This is a genomic window from Corynebacterium sp. HMSC27B11, from assembly GCF_001815985.1.
Lineage (GTDB): Bacteria > Actinomycetota > Actinomycetes > Mycobacteriales > Mycobacteriaceae > Corynebacterium.
In genome coordinates, this window is record NZ_KV823578.1 from 50,704 (window position 1) to 66,361 (window position 15,658).

The 15,658-nt window shown below is 66.4% G+C and carries 15 protein-coding genes; 10 read left to right on the forward strand and 5 right to left on the reverse strand.

All coding sequences use genetic code 11. The annotated features are described in order from the left end of the window. Nucleotides 1–3: 3 nt before the first annotated feature. Nucleotides 4–906 (forward strand): EamA family transporter RarD, encoded by a 903-nt coding sequence (gene rarD / locus HMPREF3097_RS08570; protein WP_070761897.1) that lies wholly within the window; start codon nucleotides 4–6, stop codon nucleotides 904–906. Here the strand turns inward: rarD and HMPREF3097_RS08575 are convergent. Further along, nucleotides 903–2,087: an amino acid deaminase/aldolase gene (locus tag HMPREF3097_RS08575; protein WP_070761898.1), complete on the reverse strand. Its 1,185-nt coding sequence runs from the start codon at nucleotides 2,085–2,087 to the stop codon at nucleotides 903–905. The genes rarD and HMPREF3097_RS08575 overlap by 4 nt on opposite strands. A 68-nt stretch (nucleotides 2,088–2,155) precedes the next feature. Here HMPREF3097_RS08575 and dnaE point away from each other — a divergent pair, with 68 nt between their 5' ends. The 4 genes from dnaE to HMPREF3097_RS08595 all read left to right on the forward strand — a co-directional run bounded on the left by dnaE (nucleotide 2,156) and on the right by HMPREF3097_RS08595 (nucleotide 7,143). Continuing rightward, nucleotides 2,156–5,722 carry a DNA polymerase III subunit alpha gene (gene dnaE, locus HMPREF3097_RS08580; protein WP_070761899.1) on the forward strand — a complete coding sequence of 1,189 codons (3,567 nt, stop codon included), beginning with the start codon at nucleotides 2,156–2,158 and terminating at the stop codon, nucleotides 5,720–5,722. A 51-nt stretch (nucleotides 5,723–5,773) separates the two neighbouring features. Beyond that, entirely contained in the window at nucleotides 5,774–6,460 is a 687-nt protein-coding gene (locus HMPREF3097_RS08585; RefSeq protein ID WP_070761900.1) for an IMPACT family protein, read from the forward strand. Nucleotides 6,461–6,537: 77 nt separating this feature from the next. Next, a complete protein-coding gene (locus tag HMPREF3097_RS08590; RefSeq protein ID WP_070761901.1) occupies nucleotides 6,538–6,771 on the forward strand; it encodes a hypothetical protein in 234 nt (77 codons plus the stop codon). Nucleotides 6,772–6,774: 3 nt separating this feature from the next. Continuing rightward, the gene (locus HMPREF3097_RS08595; RefSeq protein WP_070761902.1) at nucleotides 6,775–7,143 is read left to right on the forward strand and encodes an RNA-binding S4 domain-containing protein; all 369 of its coding nucleotides are present in this window, start codon (nucleotides 6,775–6,777) and stop codon (nucleotides 7,141–7,143) included. Between the two features lie 66 nt (nucleotides 7,144–7,209). On the opposite strand, the gene HMPREF3097_RS08600 is transcribed toward HMPREF3097_RS08595, so the two are convergent. From HMPREF3097_RS08600 to HMPREF3097_RS08610, 3 genes are all read right to left on the reverse strand, one after another. After that, nucleotides 7,210–8,202 carry a GTP pyrophosphokinase gene (locus HMPREF3097_RS08600; RefSeq protein ID WP_070761903.1) on the reverse strand — a complete coding sequence of 331 codons (993 nt, stop codon included), beginning with the start codon at nucleotides 8,200–8,202 and terminating at the stop codon, nucleotides 7,210–7,212. Nucleotides 8,203–8,246: 44 nt separating this feature from the next. Beyond that, nucleotides 8,247–8,801: a hypothetical protein gene (locus HMPREF3097_RS08605; RefSeq protein WP_246821352.1), complete on the reverse strand. Its 555-nt coding sequence runs from the start codon at nucleotides 8,799–8,801 to the stop codon at nucleotides 8,247–8,249. A gap of 104 nt (nucleotides 8,802–8,905) precedes the next feature. Next, nucleotides 8,906–9,679: a BRCT domain-containing protein gene (locus HMPREF3097_RS08610; protein ID WP_070761905.1), complete on the reverse strand. Its 774-nt coding sequence runs from the start codon at nucleotides 9,677–9,679 to the stop codon at nucleotides 8,906–8,908. Between the two features lie 62 nt (nucleotides 9,680–9,741). On the opposite strand from HMPREF3097_RS08610, the gene HMPREF3097_RS08615 reads away from it, so the two are divergent. Both HMPREF3097_RS08615 and HMPREF3097_RS08620 read left to right on the forward strand, forming a co-directional pair. Then, entirely contained in the window at nucleotides 9,742–10,407 is a 666-nt protein-coding gene (locus HMPREF3097_RS08615; protein WP_070761906.1) for an Rv0361 family membrane protein, read from the forward strand. Continuing rightward, nucleotides 10,398–10,922: a hypothetical protein gene (locus tag HMPREF3097_RS08620; protein WP_070758053.1), complete on the forward strand. Its 525-nt coding sequence runs from the start codon at nucleotides 10,398–10,400 to the stop codon at nucleotides 10,920–10,922. The genes HMPREF3097_RS08615 and HMPREF3097_RS08620 overlap by 10 nt, the downstream gene beginning before the upstream one ends. Here HMPREF3097_RS08620 and HMPREF3097_RS08625 read toward each other — a convergent pair. Further along, nucleotides 10,919–12,466 carry a hypothetical protein gene (locus HMPREF3097_RS08625; RefSeq protein ID WP_070758055.1) on the reverse strand — a complete coding sequence of 516 codons (1,548 nt, stop codon included), beginning with the start codon at nucleotides 12,464–12,466 and terminating at the stop codon, nucleotides 10,919–10,921. The genes HMPREF3097_RS08620 and HMPREF3097_RS08625 overlap by 4 nt on opposite strands. A gap of 93 nt (nucleotides 12,467–12,559) precedes the next feature. On the opposite strand from HMPREF3097_RS08625, the gene hisD reads away from it, so the two are divergent. The 3 genes from hisD to hisB are packed head-to-tail and all read left to right on the forward strand — an operon-like array spanning nucleotide 12,560 to nucleotide 15,577. Next, entirely contained in the window at nucleotides 12,560–13,879 is a 1,320-nt protein-coding gene (gene hisD, locus HMPREF3097_RS08630; protein ID WP_070761907.1) for a histidinol dehydrogenase, read from the forward strand. Continuing rightward, nucleotides 13,860–14,960, forward strand: a complete 1,101-nt coding sequence (locus HMPREF3097_RS08635) for a histidinol-phosphate transaminase (protein ID WP_210398576.1) — start codon at nucleotides 13,860–13,862, stop codon at nucleotides 14,958–14,960. Before hisD ends, HMPREF3097_RS08635 begins: the two co-directional genes overlap by 20 nt. Nucleotides 14,961–14,962: 2 nt before the next feature. Then, nucleotides 14,963–15,577 carry an imidazoleglycerol-phosphate dehydratase HisB gene (hisB, locus tag HMPREF3097_RS08640; protein WP_070761909.1) on the forward strand — a complete coding sequence of 205 codons (615 nt, stop codon included), beginning with the start codon at nucleotides 14,963–14,965 and terminating at the stop codon, nucleotides 15,575–15,577. Nucleotides 15,578–15,658: the final 81 nt, after the last annotated feature.

Sequence of the window (15,658 nt, forward strand, 5' to 3'; positions counted from 1 at the left end):
CCCATGCTGTGGGGTTTTGCCGCATACATCATGTGGGGATTCTTCCCCGCGTTCTTCCCACTGCTGGAACCGGCCGCACCGGTGGAGATCCTGGCGCACCGCTTCATCTGGACCCTGGTCTTCGTGCTGCTGCTCCTGCTGGCGCTGCGCCGCATCAAGCTGCTGCGCGAGATCACGCCCCGCGAGTGGATCCGGGTCGCGGTGGCTTCGCTGCTGATCTCCGTGAACTGGGGACTCTATATCTACGCGGTCAACAGCGGACACGTGGCGGACGCCGCGCTGGGCTACTTCATCAACCCGCTGGTCTCCGTCGTGCTCGGCGTGCTCCTGCTGCGCGAAAGCCTGCGCCCGATGCAGAAGCTCTCGGTGGCCATCGCCGCGGTGGCGGTGGTGATCCTCACCATCGCGCTGGGCCAGCCGCCGATCATTTCCCTGGGCCTGGCCTTGAGCTTCGGTTTCTACGGTCTGGCGAAGAAGCGGATGCGGCTGGAGCCGCTGCAGTCGCTGGCTGCCGAGACGATGGTGCTTGCCCCCATCGCCGTGATCTACCTGCTGTGGCTGGGGCCGGAATCGACCTTCACCACCGAGGGCGGCGGACACACGGCTCTGCTGATGGTTGCGGGTGTGGTCACCGCTCTGCCGCTGCTGGCCTTCGCCCGCGCCGCCCAGGAGATGTCCCTGACTTCGCTGGGCATGATCCAGTACCTCACCCCGGTCATGCAGATGCTTTGGGCCGTGTTCGTCACCAAGGAGCATATCGAGCCGATGCGTTGGGTGGGCTTCTCCATCATCTGGGTAGCCGTGGTGATCTTCATCATCGACATGGTCATCCAGACCCGCGCTACCCGGCGTAACGCCTCCCTGGAGAAGCTCGGCACGGATACCCCGGCCACGGAGGAAGGCTAAACGAAGGCCTGACCCTCGCCCCGGTAGGTCGGCCACCGGTCCACGATTTCTCCTCCTGATACGACGACTACCTCGTCGAACCACTCCGCCTGCTCGCCGGCCTTCGCGTGGCGGAACCACACGTGATCGCCCAGCTGCAGGCTCTTGGCCGCAGGCCCCTTCAGCGGGGTCTGCACTTCGCCCGGACCCTCCAGCGGCGCCATGCGCAGCCCCGCGGGGTAGTCCACGGTCGGCAGCCGGTCCGCCCCCGGTGGCCCAGAGGCCACCCGGCCACCACCGGCCACCGTCACCACATCCGGGGCGGGGCGGCGCACCACCGGTACCACGAACCACTGCGCGGGCTCCGGCTGGAAGCTCTTATAGCGGTCGAACAGACCCGGAGCGAGAACACCCGAGCCCGCGCCGATCTCCGTGATCACCGTTTCCGCCGAGGTGGTCTCGATCGACCCGGTGCCCCCGCCATTGACGAACTCCAGTGGCGGCTGTCCCGCGCTCGCCAGCAGCTGCTCCACCGCCCGCACGATTTTCCCGCGCCGGGTAGCCAGCTCGCGGGTGGAGATGCCCTTCATCACCGAGACCGCCGGAGAGCTATCCGTGGTTCCAGCGATCTGCCCCTCGTAAGCCATGAGACCCACCAGGCGGAAACCCGGCCGGGCAACAATGACCTCCGCCAGGCGACGGACCTGCTCCACGGAGTGGACCGGGGAGCGCAACGCCCCCAGGTGCACCGGCCCCATGGCCAGGCTGGCGTCGACGTCGATGCACACCCGAATCTCCCCGCGCTCGGCGCCGGAAGCCTTTTGCCCAGCAACCGCGTCGTCGATGAAATCCAGGTGGGCAGGGGAGTCCACCATCACGGTGATGGACTCCCGGAGCGTCGGGGACGCGGCGAGCGTGCGCAGCGCCTCGCGGTGGGTGGTGGGGTAAGCCACCAGGACGTCGTCGGTGACCCCGGTCTCGACCAACCAGATGGCCTCGGAAAGGTGGAAGCCCAACACCCCGGCGTAGCCCGGCAGCTCCAGCACGCGGCGCAGCATCTCACGGATACGCACCGACTTGCTGGCAAGCCGGATCGGGGTGCCATTCGCGCGCCGAACCATATCGCGGGCGTTCGCGAGCGCGGCGTCGAGATCCATGACGGCGAACGGGGCATCCAAATGGGCAACTGCAGACCTGGTCAAATACTTCACGGAGCAAAAGCTTAGTGCCCGAGTTTCGCAGTGTCCGGAAAACGATAGGATAGCCAGTTATGAGCCGCTCGTCTTTCGTCCACCTGCATAATCACACGGAATACTCCATGCTCGACGGCATGGCGAAGGTAGACATGCTCGCCGAGGAGGTCGCCCGCCAGGGAATGCCCGCGGTGGGCATGACCGACCACGGCAACATGTTCGGCGCGGATGCCTTCTACCGCACCATGACGGCGGCCGGGATCAAGCCGATCATCGGCATCGAGGCCTACATGGCCCCCGACTCCCGCTTCAACATGAACCGCGTGCGCTGGGGTAGCCCGGAGCAGAAGAAGGACGACGTCTCCGCCTCCGGCGCGTACCTGCACCAGACCATGCTCGCCGAAAACGCCACCGGCCTGCGCAACCTCTTCTATCTTTCCTCGATGGCCTCCTACGAGGGTCAGCTGGGCAAGTGGCCGCGCATGGACGCCGAGCTCATCGCCGAGCACGCCGAGGGCGTCATCGCGACCACCGGCTGCCCCTCCGGCGACGTGCAGACCCGCCTGCGCCTCGGCCAGTTCAACGAGGCCCTCGAGGCAGCGGCCATGTGGCAGGACATCTACGGCAAGGACAACTTCTTCCTCGAGCTCATGGACCACGGGCTGGAGATCGAGAAGCGCGTCCGCGACGAGCTCATGGAGATCGGCCGCAAGCTGGACCTGCCGCCGCTGGTGACCAACGACTGCCACTACGTGCTGGAGAACCAGGCCGCCGCCCACGAGGTCATGCTGTGCGTGCAGACCGGCTCCACCATGGACGAGCCCACCATCGACGAGGGCGGTAAGCGCTTCGCCTTCAGCGGTTCCTCCTACTACATCCGTACCGCGGAGGACATCCGTAACCAGTGGGACCACGTCGTCCCGGATGGCTGCGATAACACCCTGTGGATCGCCGAGCGCGTCCAGGACTACGGCGAGATCTGGGAAGAGCACCCCTACGACCGCATGCCGGTCGCCGAGGTGCCGGAGGGGCACACGCCGACGTCTTGGCTGACCCACGAGGTCATGCGGGGCCTGGAGGAGCGATTCAACGGCGGCCCGGTGCCACAGGAATACATTGACCGCGCTGAATACGAGATCAGCGTCATCGACATGAAGGGATACCCCTCCTACTTCCTCATCGTCGCCGAGCTGATCAAGTACGCCCGCTCCGTGGGCATCCGCGTCGGCCCCGGCCGTGGCTCCGCCGCCGGCGCCCTGGTGGCATACGCGCTGACGATCACGAACATCGACCCCATCGAGCACGGGCTGCTCTTCGAGCGCTTCCTCAACCCGGAGCGCCCGTCCGCACCCGATATCGATATCGACTTCGACGACCGCCGCCGCGGCGAGATGATCCGCTACGCCTCCGACCGCTGGGGCGAGGACAAGATCGCCCAGGTCATCACCTTCGGCACGGTGAAGACCAAGCAGGCGATTAAGGACTCCGCCCGAGCCTGGTACGGCCAGGCCGGCTTCCAGATGGCCGACCGGATCACCAAGGCCCTGCCGCCGGCAATCATGGCCAAGGACATCGAGCTCAAGGGCATCAAGGACCCGGAGCACCCGCGCTACGCGGAGGCCGCCGAAGTCCGCCAGCTCATCGACACCGACCCGCAAGTCAACAAGATCTACGAGGACGCCCTCGGCCTGGAGGGCGTGGTGCGCCAGGCGGGTGTGCACGCGTGTGCCGTGATTATGTCCAGCGTGCCACTGCTGGACTGCATCCCGATGTGGAAGCGCAAGCAGGACGGCGCGCTGATCACCGGCTGGCCGTACCCGGCCTGTGAGGCCATCGGCCTGCTGAAGATGGACTTCCTGGGGCTGCGCAACCTCACCGTCATCGGTGATGCGATCGACAACATCAAGAAGAACCGGGGCGAGGACTTCGACCTCGAGGGCCTGGCCACCGAGGACAAGTCCACCTACGAGCTGCTCGCCCGCGGCGACACCCTGGGCGTGTTCCAGCTGGACTCCGGCGGCATGCAGGAGCTGCTGAAGCGCATGCAGCCTACCGGCTTCAACGACATCGTCGCCGCACTCGCGCTCTACCGCCCGGGCCCGATGGGCGTGAAGGCGCACTGGGAGTACGCGGACCGCAAGAACGGGCGCAAGCCCATCACCCCGATCCACCCGGAGCTGGAGGAACCACTCCAGGAGATCCTGGAGGAGACCTACGGCCTCATCGTGTACCAGGAGCAGATCATGAGGATCTCGCAGAAGGTCGCGAACTACACCGCTGGCCAGGCAGATGGTTTCCGCAAGGCCATGGGTAAGAAGAAGCGTGAGGTGCTGGACCAGGAGTACGAGACCTTCTCCGGCGGCATGATCGACAATGGCTACTCCAAGGACGCCATCGACACGCTATGGAACACGATCCTGCCGTTCGCGGACTACGCGTTCAATAAGTCCCACGCCGCGGGCTACGGCCTGGTCTCCTTCTGGACGGCCTACCTCAAGGCCAACTACACCGCCGAGTACATGGCCGCCCTGCTGACCTCGGTGTCCAACCAGAAGGACAAGTCCGCGATCTACCTCGCCGACTGCCGCCACCTGGGCATCAAGGTGCTCTCGCCGGACGTCAACGAGTCCGCCTTCACCTTCCAGTCCGTCGGCGAGGACATCCGCTTCGGCCTGGGCGCGGTCCGCAACGTCGGCGAGGACGTCGTCGAGTCCATCATCGCCAGCCGCGAAGAGAAGGGCGACTTCAAGGACTTCTCCGACTACCTGGACAAGATCGACGCCGTCGCCGCCTCCAAGCGCGTCACCGAATCCCTGATCAAGGCCGGTGCCTTCGACTCCCTCGGGCACCCGCGCAAGGGCCTCGTCCTTGTCCACGAGGATGCCGTTGACGCCGTCGTCGCGACGAAGAAGGCCGCCGCCAAGGGACAGTTCGACCTCTTCGCCGGCCTGGGTGCCGAGGAGGCCGGGGACGTCTTCAAGGTCGAGGTCCCGGACCAGGAGTGGGAGCGCAAGCACGAGCTCGCCCTGGAGCGCGACATGCTGGGCCTGTACGTGTCCGGCCACCCCTTGGACGGCTTCGAGGACGCCCTGGACGCCCAGATCGACACCCCGCTGCCCACCGTGCTCTCCGGCGAGCTGCCGAATAACAAGGACGTTAAGATCGGCGGCATCATCTCCAGCGTCGAGCGGCGCGTGGACCGCAACGGTGCGCCCTGGGTCATCGCCACCCTGGAGGACCAGCACGGCGCACAGGTGGAACTGCTCGTCTTCGCGAAGACCTACCAGATGGTCGCCCCGCAGATCGTGGAGGACAACATCGTCCTCGCGAAGGCGAAGATCCGCTACCGCGACGACCGCATGAGCATCTTCTGCGAGGACCTGAAGTCCGCCGAGCTCTCCATCGGTGCTGGCACCGGCGTTCCGCTGCGGCTGAACATCCGCGTCGACCAGGCCACCCCGGAGAACATGCAGCGACTCAAGCAGGTGCTGAGCAACAACAAGGGCGACTCGGACGTCTACCTCACCCTCATCGACGGTGAGCAGGAGGTGCAGTTCCTCCTCGGCCCAGAGATGCGGGTGACCAAGTCCCCGGCGCTGATGGGCGACCTGAAGGCCAGCACCTGGGAGGGCATCTTCGCCTAAAACCCAGGTAGCCCCGGCCCAGAAAAACCACGAGCAGGAAAACAACACCCAGTGAGCAAGAAGAAGCAGGCCCCCGAGGCGGAGGGCGCAGAAGAGTTCACCCGCCTCGAGCCCTACCGCCGCCCGACGGCAAAAGAGTGGCAGGCGGAGCTCGAGATCAAGCGCTCCACCTTCATCGGACTAGTGCGGCAAACCCCCACGGAGGCTTCAGCCCGCGCCTTCATCGACGAGGTCCGGGACCGCTACCCGGACGCTCGCCATCACTGCAGCGCCTACCTCGTCCATCAGGACGGCGCGCAGCCCATCGAGCGCTCCAGCGACGACGGCGAGCCCGCCGGCACCGCCGGGCAGCCCATGCTCGAGGTGCTGCGCGGCAGCGGGGCGTTGGACATCACCGCCGTGGTCGTCCGCTACTTCGGCGGCGTGCTGCTCGGCACCGGTGGTCTGGTCCGCGCCTACCACGACGCCACCAAGGCCGCGCTCGATGAGGTCACCTGGGTCACGCGCACCCAGCTGGAGCTCTACCGCGTGGAGCTTAACCACGACGAGGCCGGGCGCGTGGAGTCCGAGATCCGTAACGCCGGCTACCAGATCCTGGAGACCGACTACGCCGCCAAGGTGGGCTTCCTCATCGCCGGGGACGACGCGCTAGCCACGCACCTCGCCAGCTGGACCCAAGGCCGCGTGGAACCCACCCGCGCGGGCCAACGTTGGGTAGATTTACCCACCGGAAGCTAAAAATTTTCCCAGGCACCCCGGCGACCCGATGAGCACCCGGGCCACAACACCAAGAACGCGATAGAGGAAGAAGCACCATGACCCTCAGCCCCTACGGAGACAACCCGATCACCCAGCGCAAGGCCGCCGTGCGCAAGCACTCCAAGGCCATCCAGATCACCGCTGGCGTCGGCGGCGGACTCATCGTCCTGGGCGCCCTCACCGGCGCCGGCATGGGCTTCATCATCACCGTCCTGGTGATCTCCCTGATCGTCGCCGGCTACAACGGCTGGCAGATCAACAAGATCATCAATCAGAAGGACAACTGGTAAACCATGGTCCGCGTCGACGCCTGGGTCTGGGCCGTCCGGCTCACCAAGACCCGAGCGCAGGCCGCGGCCGCATGTCGCGCCGGGCATGTGAAAATCAACGGCGAATCGGTCAAACCCGCCCAGCACGTGGCCGTGGGGGACCAGGTGCGGGTCTGGGTCAACCACCGGGAACGCATCGTTGAGGTCGCGGAGCTGTTGCACAAGCGGGTGGGGGCGCCGGTGGCGCAGAAGGCCTATATCGATCACTCGCCGCCACCGCCGCCCAAGGAGATCATCGCCTCCATGCCGCGGCGTGACCCCGGGGCCGGGCGCCCAACTAAGAAGGAGCGCCGCGAGCTGGATAAGTTCATGCGCAACCAGCGGCGCCGCTGAATTCAGCTGGGCGACCACAGCTGGACGCAGCAGCCTGGGGTCGAGAACTGGACGGTATCAGCGCGTTCAGTCGCGCGCAGCGGGGGAGTAGACCTGCTGGCCGAGCTGCTGCCAGCGGTTGCCGAGGCGCCCCGGCCGGGTCTCGATATTCTCCCCGATGTGCACGGTCCGGCGGATATGGTCCCGGCCGTAGGTGAACAACAGCAGATCGTCGATGAGGCGCACCTGCCCGGGCTCGAAGGGATAAGCCATCGCCTCGTTGAGCGCGGCGATCCGATCCGGGTCCAGCAGCTCCTTGAGCTCCGCGACGGTGGTGATGCCGTGGGCGGCCAGCATCGCGATCGCCCAGCCGTAATAATCCGCCCGCGAGGTGGGGTAGGAGCTGCCAAGCAGGCGGGTGAGCAGGCCCGGCAGCGAGCGGGTGTCGAGCTCGGTGGCGTCCTGCTCCTGAGTGCGGGCATCGACGATGCGGGCGATCTTGTCGAACTGCTCGTCGGCGAGCTCGATGAGCCCGGCGGCGAGCGTGAAAGCCCGGTCCACCTCCGGGTTGCCGGACATCTCCGGGTTCTTATAGCGCATATCGTGCTCGAACTCGGCCCACGCGTGCTGCAGCACGGTGCGCAGCTGCACCTCCACCCGCCGGCCGAGTTGCTCTGAGTAGCCGATCACGTGGTGGGAGGCGTAGCCGAAGCGCCCGCTCTTAGCGGTCTCGGCAGCCTTATCGACCACGGTGTCGATGGCGAAAATGGTGCTCACCGCCGCAAGCAGCTGCTCGATCTCGCCGGAGTGGAAGGTGGTCACCCGGATGCCGACGATGTCGTGGGCGCTCGCGAAGTCCTGATACTCCGGGTAGTTGGGGTTCTTCAGCTTCGCGACGAAGCTGGAACGGTCCTTCAACCTCACCGAGACCTGGTCGAAGCTGATGCCCGCGTCGTCGAGCGCGGCGGCGACGAGCTCTTTCGTTTCGCGCTCGGCGGCTGGGTGCTGGTCGAGCCAGGTGTCGTAGTCCTTCAGCGCCTGGGTGATGGTGCTGGCGGTTGGCGAGGTGGAGTTTCCCATGCCCAGATTCTAAGCCACCGCGTGAAGGGGCGGGAGAGCGGTTTCTAGAGGAAGTCGAAAGTCACGCAGAAGCCAGTGCGCAGGTCGAAGGGGCCGTGCCAGTCCTGGCGCTCGATAGCCAACGGCAGCGGGCAGACCTGCACGCGCTCGCCGGCGACGTAGAACGCCGCCACCCCGTCCAAGACCCTTTCCATCCGCTCCGTAAGCCCCTGAGCCAGCCTCGGGTGGGTCAGCATCGCGGTCGGCGGTGGAGCGCCCGCGGAACCGGTGAGCTCCACCCAGCCATAATCCCGGGAATCGAGGCGGTGGACACGGTAGGCCTCGCCGGCTTCGCCAACCACCTCGCTGATGCTGTCTGCAGTCTCACCCCACAGCTGCAGAAGCGTGTGATAATCCTTCTCCGAGAACTCCGGCAGCTCTGCGGTGAAGCCGGACCCCACGGGCACCCGCACCGGGCGGCTATAGCAGGCCTCCGGCAGGCGGGTCAGCCGAGCCACCCCGGGCAGGCTGCGACCCGCAGGGCTCCTCGGCTCGGCCGTGCACTGAGTGGCCACCTCCGCGGCCGGGGCGATCGTCGTCCTGGTTCTACGCGTTGTCACTGTGCTCGTCATGACAGTGTTAGACAACGCGGGAGCCCATTTGGTTCCCGGAAACGGCGGAAAACCCAAAAAATTCTTGGGGAGCCACCCACCGCGCCGGGGCGCTAGCCCTGCACTCCCAGCTTCTGAAGCAGTTCCTCGAAGGTCCAGATCGCCAGCTCCTGGCCCTGTTCCTGCAGTTCCCGGGCGCGCTTCTCCTTGCTGGTCACCGTCGCCCACTCGCCGACGATCAGCAGCGTGGTCTTCTTCGTCACGTTCTTCGCCACGATGGCGCCGGCATCGGCCAGCATGTCCCAGACCTCGCCCTTGGAGTAGGGCTCCACGTCCCCGGTGATGACGACCGTCTCGCCGAACACGGGCCCGTCCACGTCCGCTTCCGTGTTCTGCTCCGGCACCTTGTCCGGCGTGGCCACCCGGTCCCAGGGGGCGCGCCGGTTGCCGCTCTTCTTCGGTGTCTTCTTTGTCGACGACGACGTCGGCGCGGCCGCTGGTGCTGCGGAGCTGCCCGCCGCTGGGGCGTCCGACTCGAAGGAGGCCGACCACTCTGCGGCATCGATGGTCGCGACGTCGACGTCGAAACCGGCCTGTAGGCGGGAAAGTTGCTCGTCGATCTCGGTCAGCATCTCCGCCTCGCCGGGGAAGAAGTGTACGGTGGCCGGGTTCAGGCGTGCCTCATCGAAGCTGCGGATGAAGCCGTTGGTGCTGGCCCCAGCAAGCAGGAAGTGCAACCACCCCGGCGAGCTGGCCGTCGGCGCCGAGATGCGCCAACCCAGCAATTGCTCCGGTGCGATGGCGAGATCGGGGGAGAGGGAGCGGGCGAGCAGCGAACGGTGGACCTGAATGCCGTCGCTGGTGATGGTGATCGAGGAGTCCGTCATGGCTTCGACGCTACCCGATGGAGCTAGGCACAGGACACGCGAGCGACTAGGCTTCTAAAGCTATGAAGATCTCAGCAGTTTCCAGCTCTGGACGGCGCGCCCTCGCGGTGTGCCTGGCAGCAGGGCTCGCCCTGTCCGCTTGCTCGAAGGAAGAGGAAGCGTCGAAGGATGAGAAGTCCACCTCGACCACCACCTCGCAGGCCGACGCGAAGAAGTCCGAGGACAAGGACAAGAAGAAGGCCGAAGAAAAGAAGGCTGAGGAAAAGAAGGCCGCCGAAAAGAAGAAGGCGGAAGCCGAGAAGAAGCGGGCTGAGGCCAAGAAGGCAGAGGCCGCCAAGCAGGCCCAGCAGGAGCAGGCGAAGGAGCAGCCCAAGGCGCCGGGTGGCGCGCCGGCCCAGGGCAACGCGGCGAATGACGAGAAGGAGATCCGCGACCTCGTCATGGGCATGAACGCCCACGTCAACAACCCGCACGCCTACATGAACTACCGCCGTGACAACGCCTGCCAGCGCGTCCGCAACGAGGTTGGCGACGGCGCCTTCGACGAGGCAGCGAACAACCTCGCCGGGACCGGCCTGAACCTGATCCCGCGCATCGATAACATCAACAGCGTGCAGGTCAACGGCAACACCGCGCGCGTCGAGACCACCGCCAGCGCACAGGGGCAGTCCCAGCCAGCGCCGATTGACCTGGTCAAGGAAGACGGGCGCTGGAAGTTTTGCGGCTAGCTAGCATCGCACGCAAGGCGCAGCCGGTCTCCGCGGTATTCCTCTTCGCGATGCTGGCCTACGGCGTTGTCGGTGTGCTGTGGGGGCTGTGGCACCCGACCGTTGACGTCGAGGTGACCGCCAACGGTGCACTCGACCCCGTGCCCGGCACCGAAGATGCCAGCTTCGTGGGCTTTGCGTGCTTCGTCATCGTCACCGGCCTGCTGGCCTTCGCCGTCGCCGGGTGGTCTTTCCTCACCAAACCGCGCGGACCGGCCATGATGATGTGGACCACGCTCGTGGTGTTCTCCGGCACCTGGTGGGCCTTCGCGATTGGGGCGCGGATCACCAGCTGGATGAATACCCTGCCCGAGGGGCACCCCGCCCCGGGGGACGTTCTCCACTTGGCCAGCGCCGATATTTCGCTGACCGCGCTGCTGCTGCCGATGACCATCGCCCTGGTCTTCTACTGGTGCGCGTCCGTGATGAGCGACAGCGAGACCTTCAGCGATAGTGCGGCTTCGGCCCAGAGTTAGTCGCCGAGCTCCTCTTTGACCTGCGTGAATACCGCGTCGAGCTCTGCGGGGCGCGCGAACTCCGCGGGCATGGCCACGTTTGCCTGGGCGTAGGCCTGCCGCGCCAGGTCAGTTTCCCCCATCGCCAGCTGGGCGCGAGCCTCCGCTAGCAGCGCGAAGGCCTCCTTGACCGGGTGCCCCAACTGCTCGAAGGCGCTGGTCGCCCGGCGCGCGAAGTCCACGGCCGCCCCGCCCTCGGCGAACTGGGCCATCGTGAGCAGCCACTCGGCGACGTGCCACTCCTTGCCCTCCTCTTGGCTGGCCTCGATGAGCTCCCAGGAGCGGCGGAGATACGCGGTCGCGGCGTCCTCGTCGAGGTAGGCCAGGGTCTGGAAGACCTCGGCGGCATCCAGCAGCCGGCCGGATGCCTTCAACAACTCCGCCCGGCGGTGCTGCAGGTCGAAGACCTCTTCGGCTAGCCCCAGGCGCAGGCCCGCGAAGGTGGCGATCGCGTAGCAGGAGGCGGTGCGCTGGTCATTGGGGGTCATCTCCGACCAGTGGATCACCGACCTCGCGGTGTCCCAGGCCTCCTCGAAGAGGTTGTTTTCGAAGGCGGACTGGGCGATGACCTCCTGCAAATCCAGCAGGATGGGGCCGACGGGGACGCCGTCGACCCAGGTGACCATGTCGTGTGAGAGCTGCCAGGCCTCTCCCGCGCGGTCCTGGGAGAAGTACACGCGGGCGGTGAGCTCCGCGTGACGCATCGCGATGACCGGGGCATCCATGATGCGAGCCAGCTCCACGCAGCGTGCCCAGTGCTCAGCCACGCCTGCCTCGTCGCCTTCCAGCAGGGCGAAGTGCCCCAGCATGTCGTGGGCGTCGAAGCGGGAGACCGAGGTGGTGTCTGAGCTGCTCAGCACCTCGCTGGCCAGGGCATAGGCCTGCTGTTTGCGGCCGGAGAACCAGTGCCGCTGGGCGTACCAGAGCAATCGGTCTGCCTCGGTGGGGTAGGCGGTGCCGAAGCGGCGCACCAGCCCAGCGAAGACCTCTGCCAGCTGCTCGCTGACATTCACGGCCACCGAATATGCGGTCGTGGCGGCGGTGGCGAGCTTCACCGCATCGGGGCGGTCGATGCTCTCACCGCGAATGGTCGGTTCCTCGCCGACAGTGGGGGAATCCGGGGTGGGGCGCCAGGCATGGAAGTCCTCGAGCAGAGCGCGCAGCCGGTCCTCGGGTTCGCCGAGCGGGTACACAGAGGGCTCATCCTGGTTGAGCGCGTGGAAGGCCAGGTGAGCCTTGCCGACGAGCGTGAGCGCATCGTCCCCGCGACTGTCCGCCCAGGTGTTGAGCTCGCTGAGCGCGGCGATGGCCTCGTCGGTCATCCCCATCACATCTGCGGCCCCGGCCCGCAGGAAGTAGAACTCGCCGACGAGCTCGGGGCTGACGTCCTCGGCGGTGGCGAGCCAGTGGAAGCGGGCGAATTCGCTCATCTGCCGCCAGGCCGTGCGCCCCTGAGCGACATCGTGGGCGCTATCGGCCAACAATGCGTTCAAAGTCAGTGGCATGCCCCATGAACCTCCGGAAAACCTGGCTTGATTAGAATAAGGATCACCCTAGCAACCCACCATTTTTAGCCCCTTTAAGGGAGAGGATCTGGCATGCTCCAGCGCATTGATCTTCGAGGCACCACACCCACCACCGCGCAGCTTCGGCGGGCGCTGCCCCGCGGCGGCACGGATATTGATGCGGTGCTGCCGACCGTCTCGCCCGTCGTTGAGGACGTCAAGGCCCGCGGCGTGGCGGCGGCGAATAAGTACTCCCAGCAGTTCGATGGCTGCGTCCCGGCGAGCCTCCGGGTGCCGGCCGAGGTCATCGATCAGAGCCTTGACACCCTGGAGCCGAGGGTGCTGGACGCGCTCAAGGAGGCGATCCGCCGGGTGCGGGCCTTCCACGAGGCACAGCGGCCGGAGGACCAGGACGTCGAGATCGCCGAAGGCGGCATGGTCTCCGAGCGATGGATCCCGGTGGAGCGGGTGGGCCTGTACGTCCCGGGTGGCAAGGCCGTGTACCCATCCAGCGTGAGCATGAACGCAGTTCCCGCGCAGGCCGCCGGCGTCGGCAGCCTCGTGGTGGCCTCCCCGCCGCAGGCGGATAATGGCGGCTGGCCGCACCCGACGATCCTCGCGGCCTGCAAGCTGCTGGGCGTGGACGAGGTCTGGGCCGTGGGCGGCGCGCAGGCCATCGCGCTGCTGGCCTACGGCGACGAGGATCTGGAGCCGGTGGACATGATCACCGGTCCGGGCAATATCTTCGTCACCGCCGCCAAGCGACTGTGCCGCTCCGTCGTCGGTATCGACGCGGAGGCAGGTCCCACTGAGATCGCGGTCCTGGCCGACGAGTCCGCCGACCCGGTGCAGGTAGCTTATGACCTGATCAGCCAGGCCGAGCACGACCCGATGGCGGCTTCCGTGCTGATCACAAACTCCGAACAGCTCGCCGACGCGGTCGACCGCGAGATCGCCGAGCGTTACCAGGTGACCCACAACTCCGAGCGCGTCGCCGAGGCCCTGCAGGGCCAGCAGAGCGGCATCGTGCTCGTCGGCGATGAAGAAGAGGCGATCCGCGTGGCCAACGCCTACGCCGCCGAGCACCTGGAGATCCACACGAAGGACGACACCGGCACCGCGAAGAAGATCATCAACGCCGGTGCGATCTTCATCGGGCCGTACAGCCCGGTGCCGCTGGGCGACTACGCCGCGGGCAGCAACCACGTCCTGCCGACCAGCGGCAGCGCCCGGCACTCCTCGGGCCTGTCCACCCACACCTTCCTCAAGTCCGTGCACGTCGTGAACTACAGTGAGCAGGCCCTGCAGGACGTCTCGGAGACCGTGATCGCCCTCGCGGACGCCGAGCGCCTCCCCGCCCACGGGGAAGCAATCAAGGCCCGCACCAACCCAGATTGGACCAACCGTGGTTAATCTCCCGATCCGTGAAGAATTCCAGGGCAAGTCTGCCTATGGCGCGCCCCAGCTGACCGTCAAGAACCAGCTGAACACGAACGAAAACCCCTACCCGCCGAGCGAGGCCATCGTTGAGGACCTCGTCGCCGAGGTTCGCGCGCTCGGTACTGGGCTGAACCGTTACCCGGAACGCGATGCCGTCGAGCTGCGCGAAGACCTGGCCGAGTACATCACCGCCCAGACGGGCGTGGCGGTTACCAAGGACAATCTGTGGGCGGCCAACGGTTCCAACGAGATCCTGCAGCAGCTCCTCCAGGTCTTCGGTGGGCCCGGCCGCAGCGTGCTGGGTTTCGTACCCAGCTACTCCATGCACCCGATCCTCGCGGCAGGCACCCAGACCGAGTTCATCGCCATTGACCGCGACCCCGCCCAGGGCTTCGCGATCGACGTCGACAAGGCTGTGGCGGCCATTGAGGAGCACCAGCCGAACATCGTTTTCGTCACGACGCCGAATAACCCGACCGGTGGGATCACCCCGCTGGCGGACATCCGCCGCATCCTCGACGCCGCACCGGGGGTCGTCATCATCGACGAGGCCTACGCCGAGTTCTCCGACGAACCCAGCGCTTGCACGTTGCTGGCGGACTACCCGGCCAAGCTCGTGGTCTCCCGCACGATGAGCAAGGCCTTCGACTTTGCCGGTGGTCGCCTGGGCTACTTCGTGGCCGACCCGGCGTTCATCGAGGCGGTCATGCTGGTGCGCCTGCCATACCACCTCTCGACGCTGAGCCAGGCCGCCGCGCGCGTGGCGCTGCGCCACCGGGAGGATACGTTGGCCACCGTCGCCACCCTCAGCGAGCAGCGCGACCGGGTTGCCGCCGAGCTGAAGGAACTCGGCTATGAGGTCGTCGACTCGCACTCCAATTTCATCTTCTTCGGTGGGCTGCAGGACAGTCACCGCACGTGGGAGGCGTTCTTGGACCAGGACGTCCTCATCCGCGACGTCGGCATCCCCGGCTGGCTGCGCGTGACGGTCGGCCTGCCGGAAGAAAACGACGCCTTCTTGGCCGCAGCGGCAGCAGTGAAAGGAAAGAACTAACTATGAGCAACACCTTCGAGGGCCGGATCGGACGCGCCCAGCGGAAGACCAGCGAGTCCGACATCTCGGTGAGCATCAACCTGGACGGCAGCGGTAAGACCGACATTTCCACCGGACTGCCCTTCTTCGACCACATGCTCACCGCACTCGGTGCCCACGGCTCCTTCGACCTTGAGGTCAAGGCAGTCGGCGACGTCGAGATCGACGCCCACCACACCGTCGAGGACACTGGCATCGTTCTGGGCCAGGCACTGGGCGAGGCGCTCGGGAACAAGGCCGGCATCCGCCGCTTCGGTGATGCGTTCATCCCGATGGACGAGTGCCTGGCTCATGCGGCCGTCGACGTCTCGGGTCGCCCGTACTACGTTGGCACCGGTGAGCCAGATGCCATGGTGCACACGGTCATCGGCGGCCACTATGCCACCGTGATCAACCAGCACTTCTTCGAAACCTTGGCCCTGAACGCCCGGATCGCCCTGCACGTGCGTTGCCTCTATGGCCGCGATCCGCACCACATCACCGAGGCGGAGTACAAGGCCGTGGCCCGCGCACTGCGTGCCGCCGTGGAGCGCGACGAGCGCGTCACCGGCATCCCGTCGACCAAGGGTGCCTTGTAGGATTTAGGCCGCACGCGCCCCAGCCGTGCGGCCTGGGCGGGTGAGAGACCCGTCGCCGATAGAGACCAGCAGATTTTCAAC

Coding starts and splice junctions, on each gene's coding strand:
- rarD (WP_070761897.1), top strand. CDS start 4: ATGCTGTGGGGTTTTGCCGCATACATCATGTGGGGATTCTTCCCCGCG.
- dnaE (WP_070761899.1), top strand. CDS start 2,156: ATGAGCCGCTCGTCTTTCGTCCACCTGCATAATCACACGGAATACTCC.
- HMPREF3097_RS08590 (WP_070761901.1), top strand. CDS start 6,538: ATGACCCTCAGCCCCTACGGAGACAACCCGATCACCCAGCGCAAGGCC.
- HMPREF3097_RS08595 (WP_070761902.1), top strand. CDS start 6,775: ATGGTCCGCGTCGACGCCTGGGTCTGGGCCGTCCGGCTCACCAAGACC.
- HMPREF3097_RS08600 (WP_070761903.1), bottom strand. CDS start 8,202: ATGGGAAACTCCACCTCGCCAACCGCCAGCACCATCACCCAGGCGCTG.
- HMPREF3097_RS08610 (WP_070761905.1), bottom strand. CDS start 9,679: ATGACGGACTCCTCGATCACCATCACCAGCGACGGCATTCAGGTCCAC.
- HMPREF3097_RS08615 (WP_070761906.1), top strand. CDS start 9,742: ATGAAGATCTCAGCAGTTTCCAGCTCTGGACGGCGCGCCCTCGCGGTG.
- HMPREF3097_RS08625 (WP_070758055.1), bottom strand. CDS start 12,466: ATGCCACTGACTTTGAACGCATTGTTGGCCGATAGCGCCCACGATGTC.
- hisD (WP_070761907.1), top strand. CDS start 12,560: ATGCTCCAGCGCATTGATCTTCGAGGCACCACACCCACCACCGCGCAG.
- hisB (WP_070761909.1), top strand. CDS start 14,963: ATGAGCAACACCTTCGAGGGCCGGATCGGACGCGCCCAGCGGAAGACC.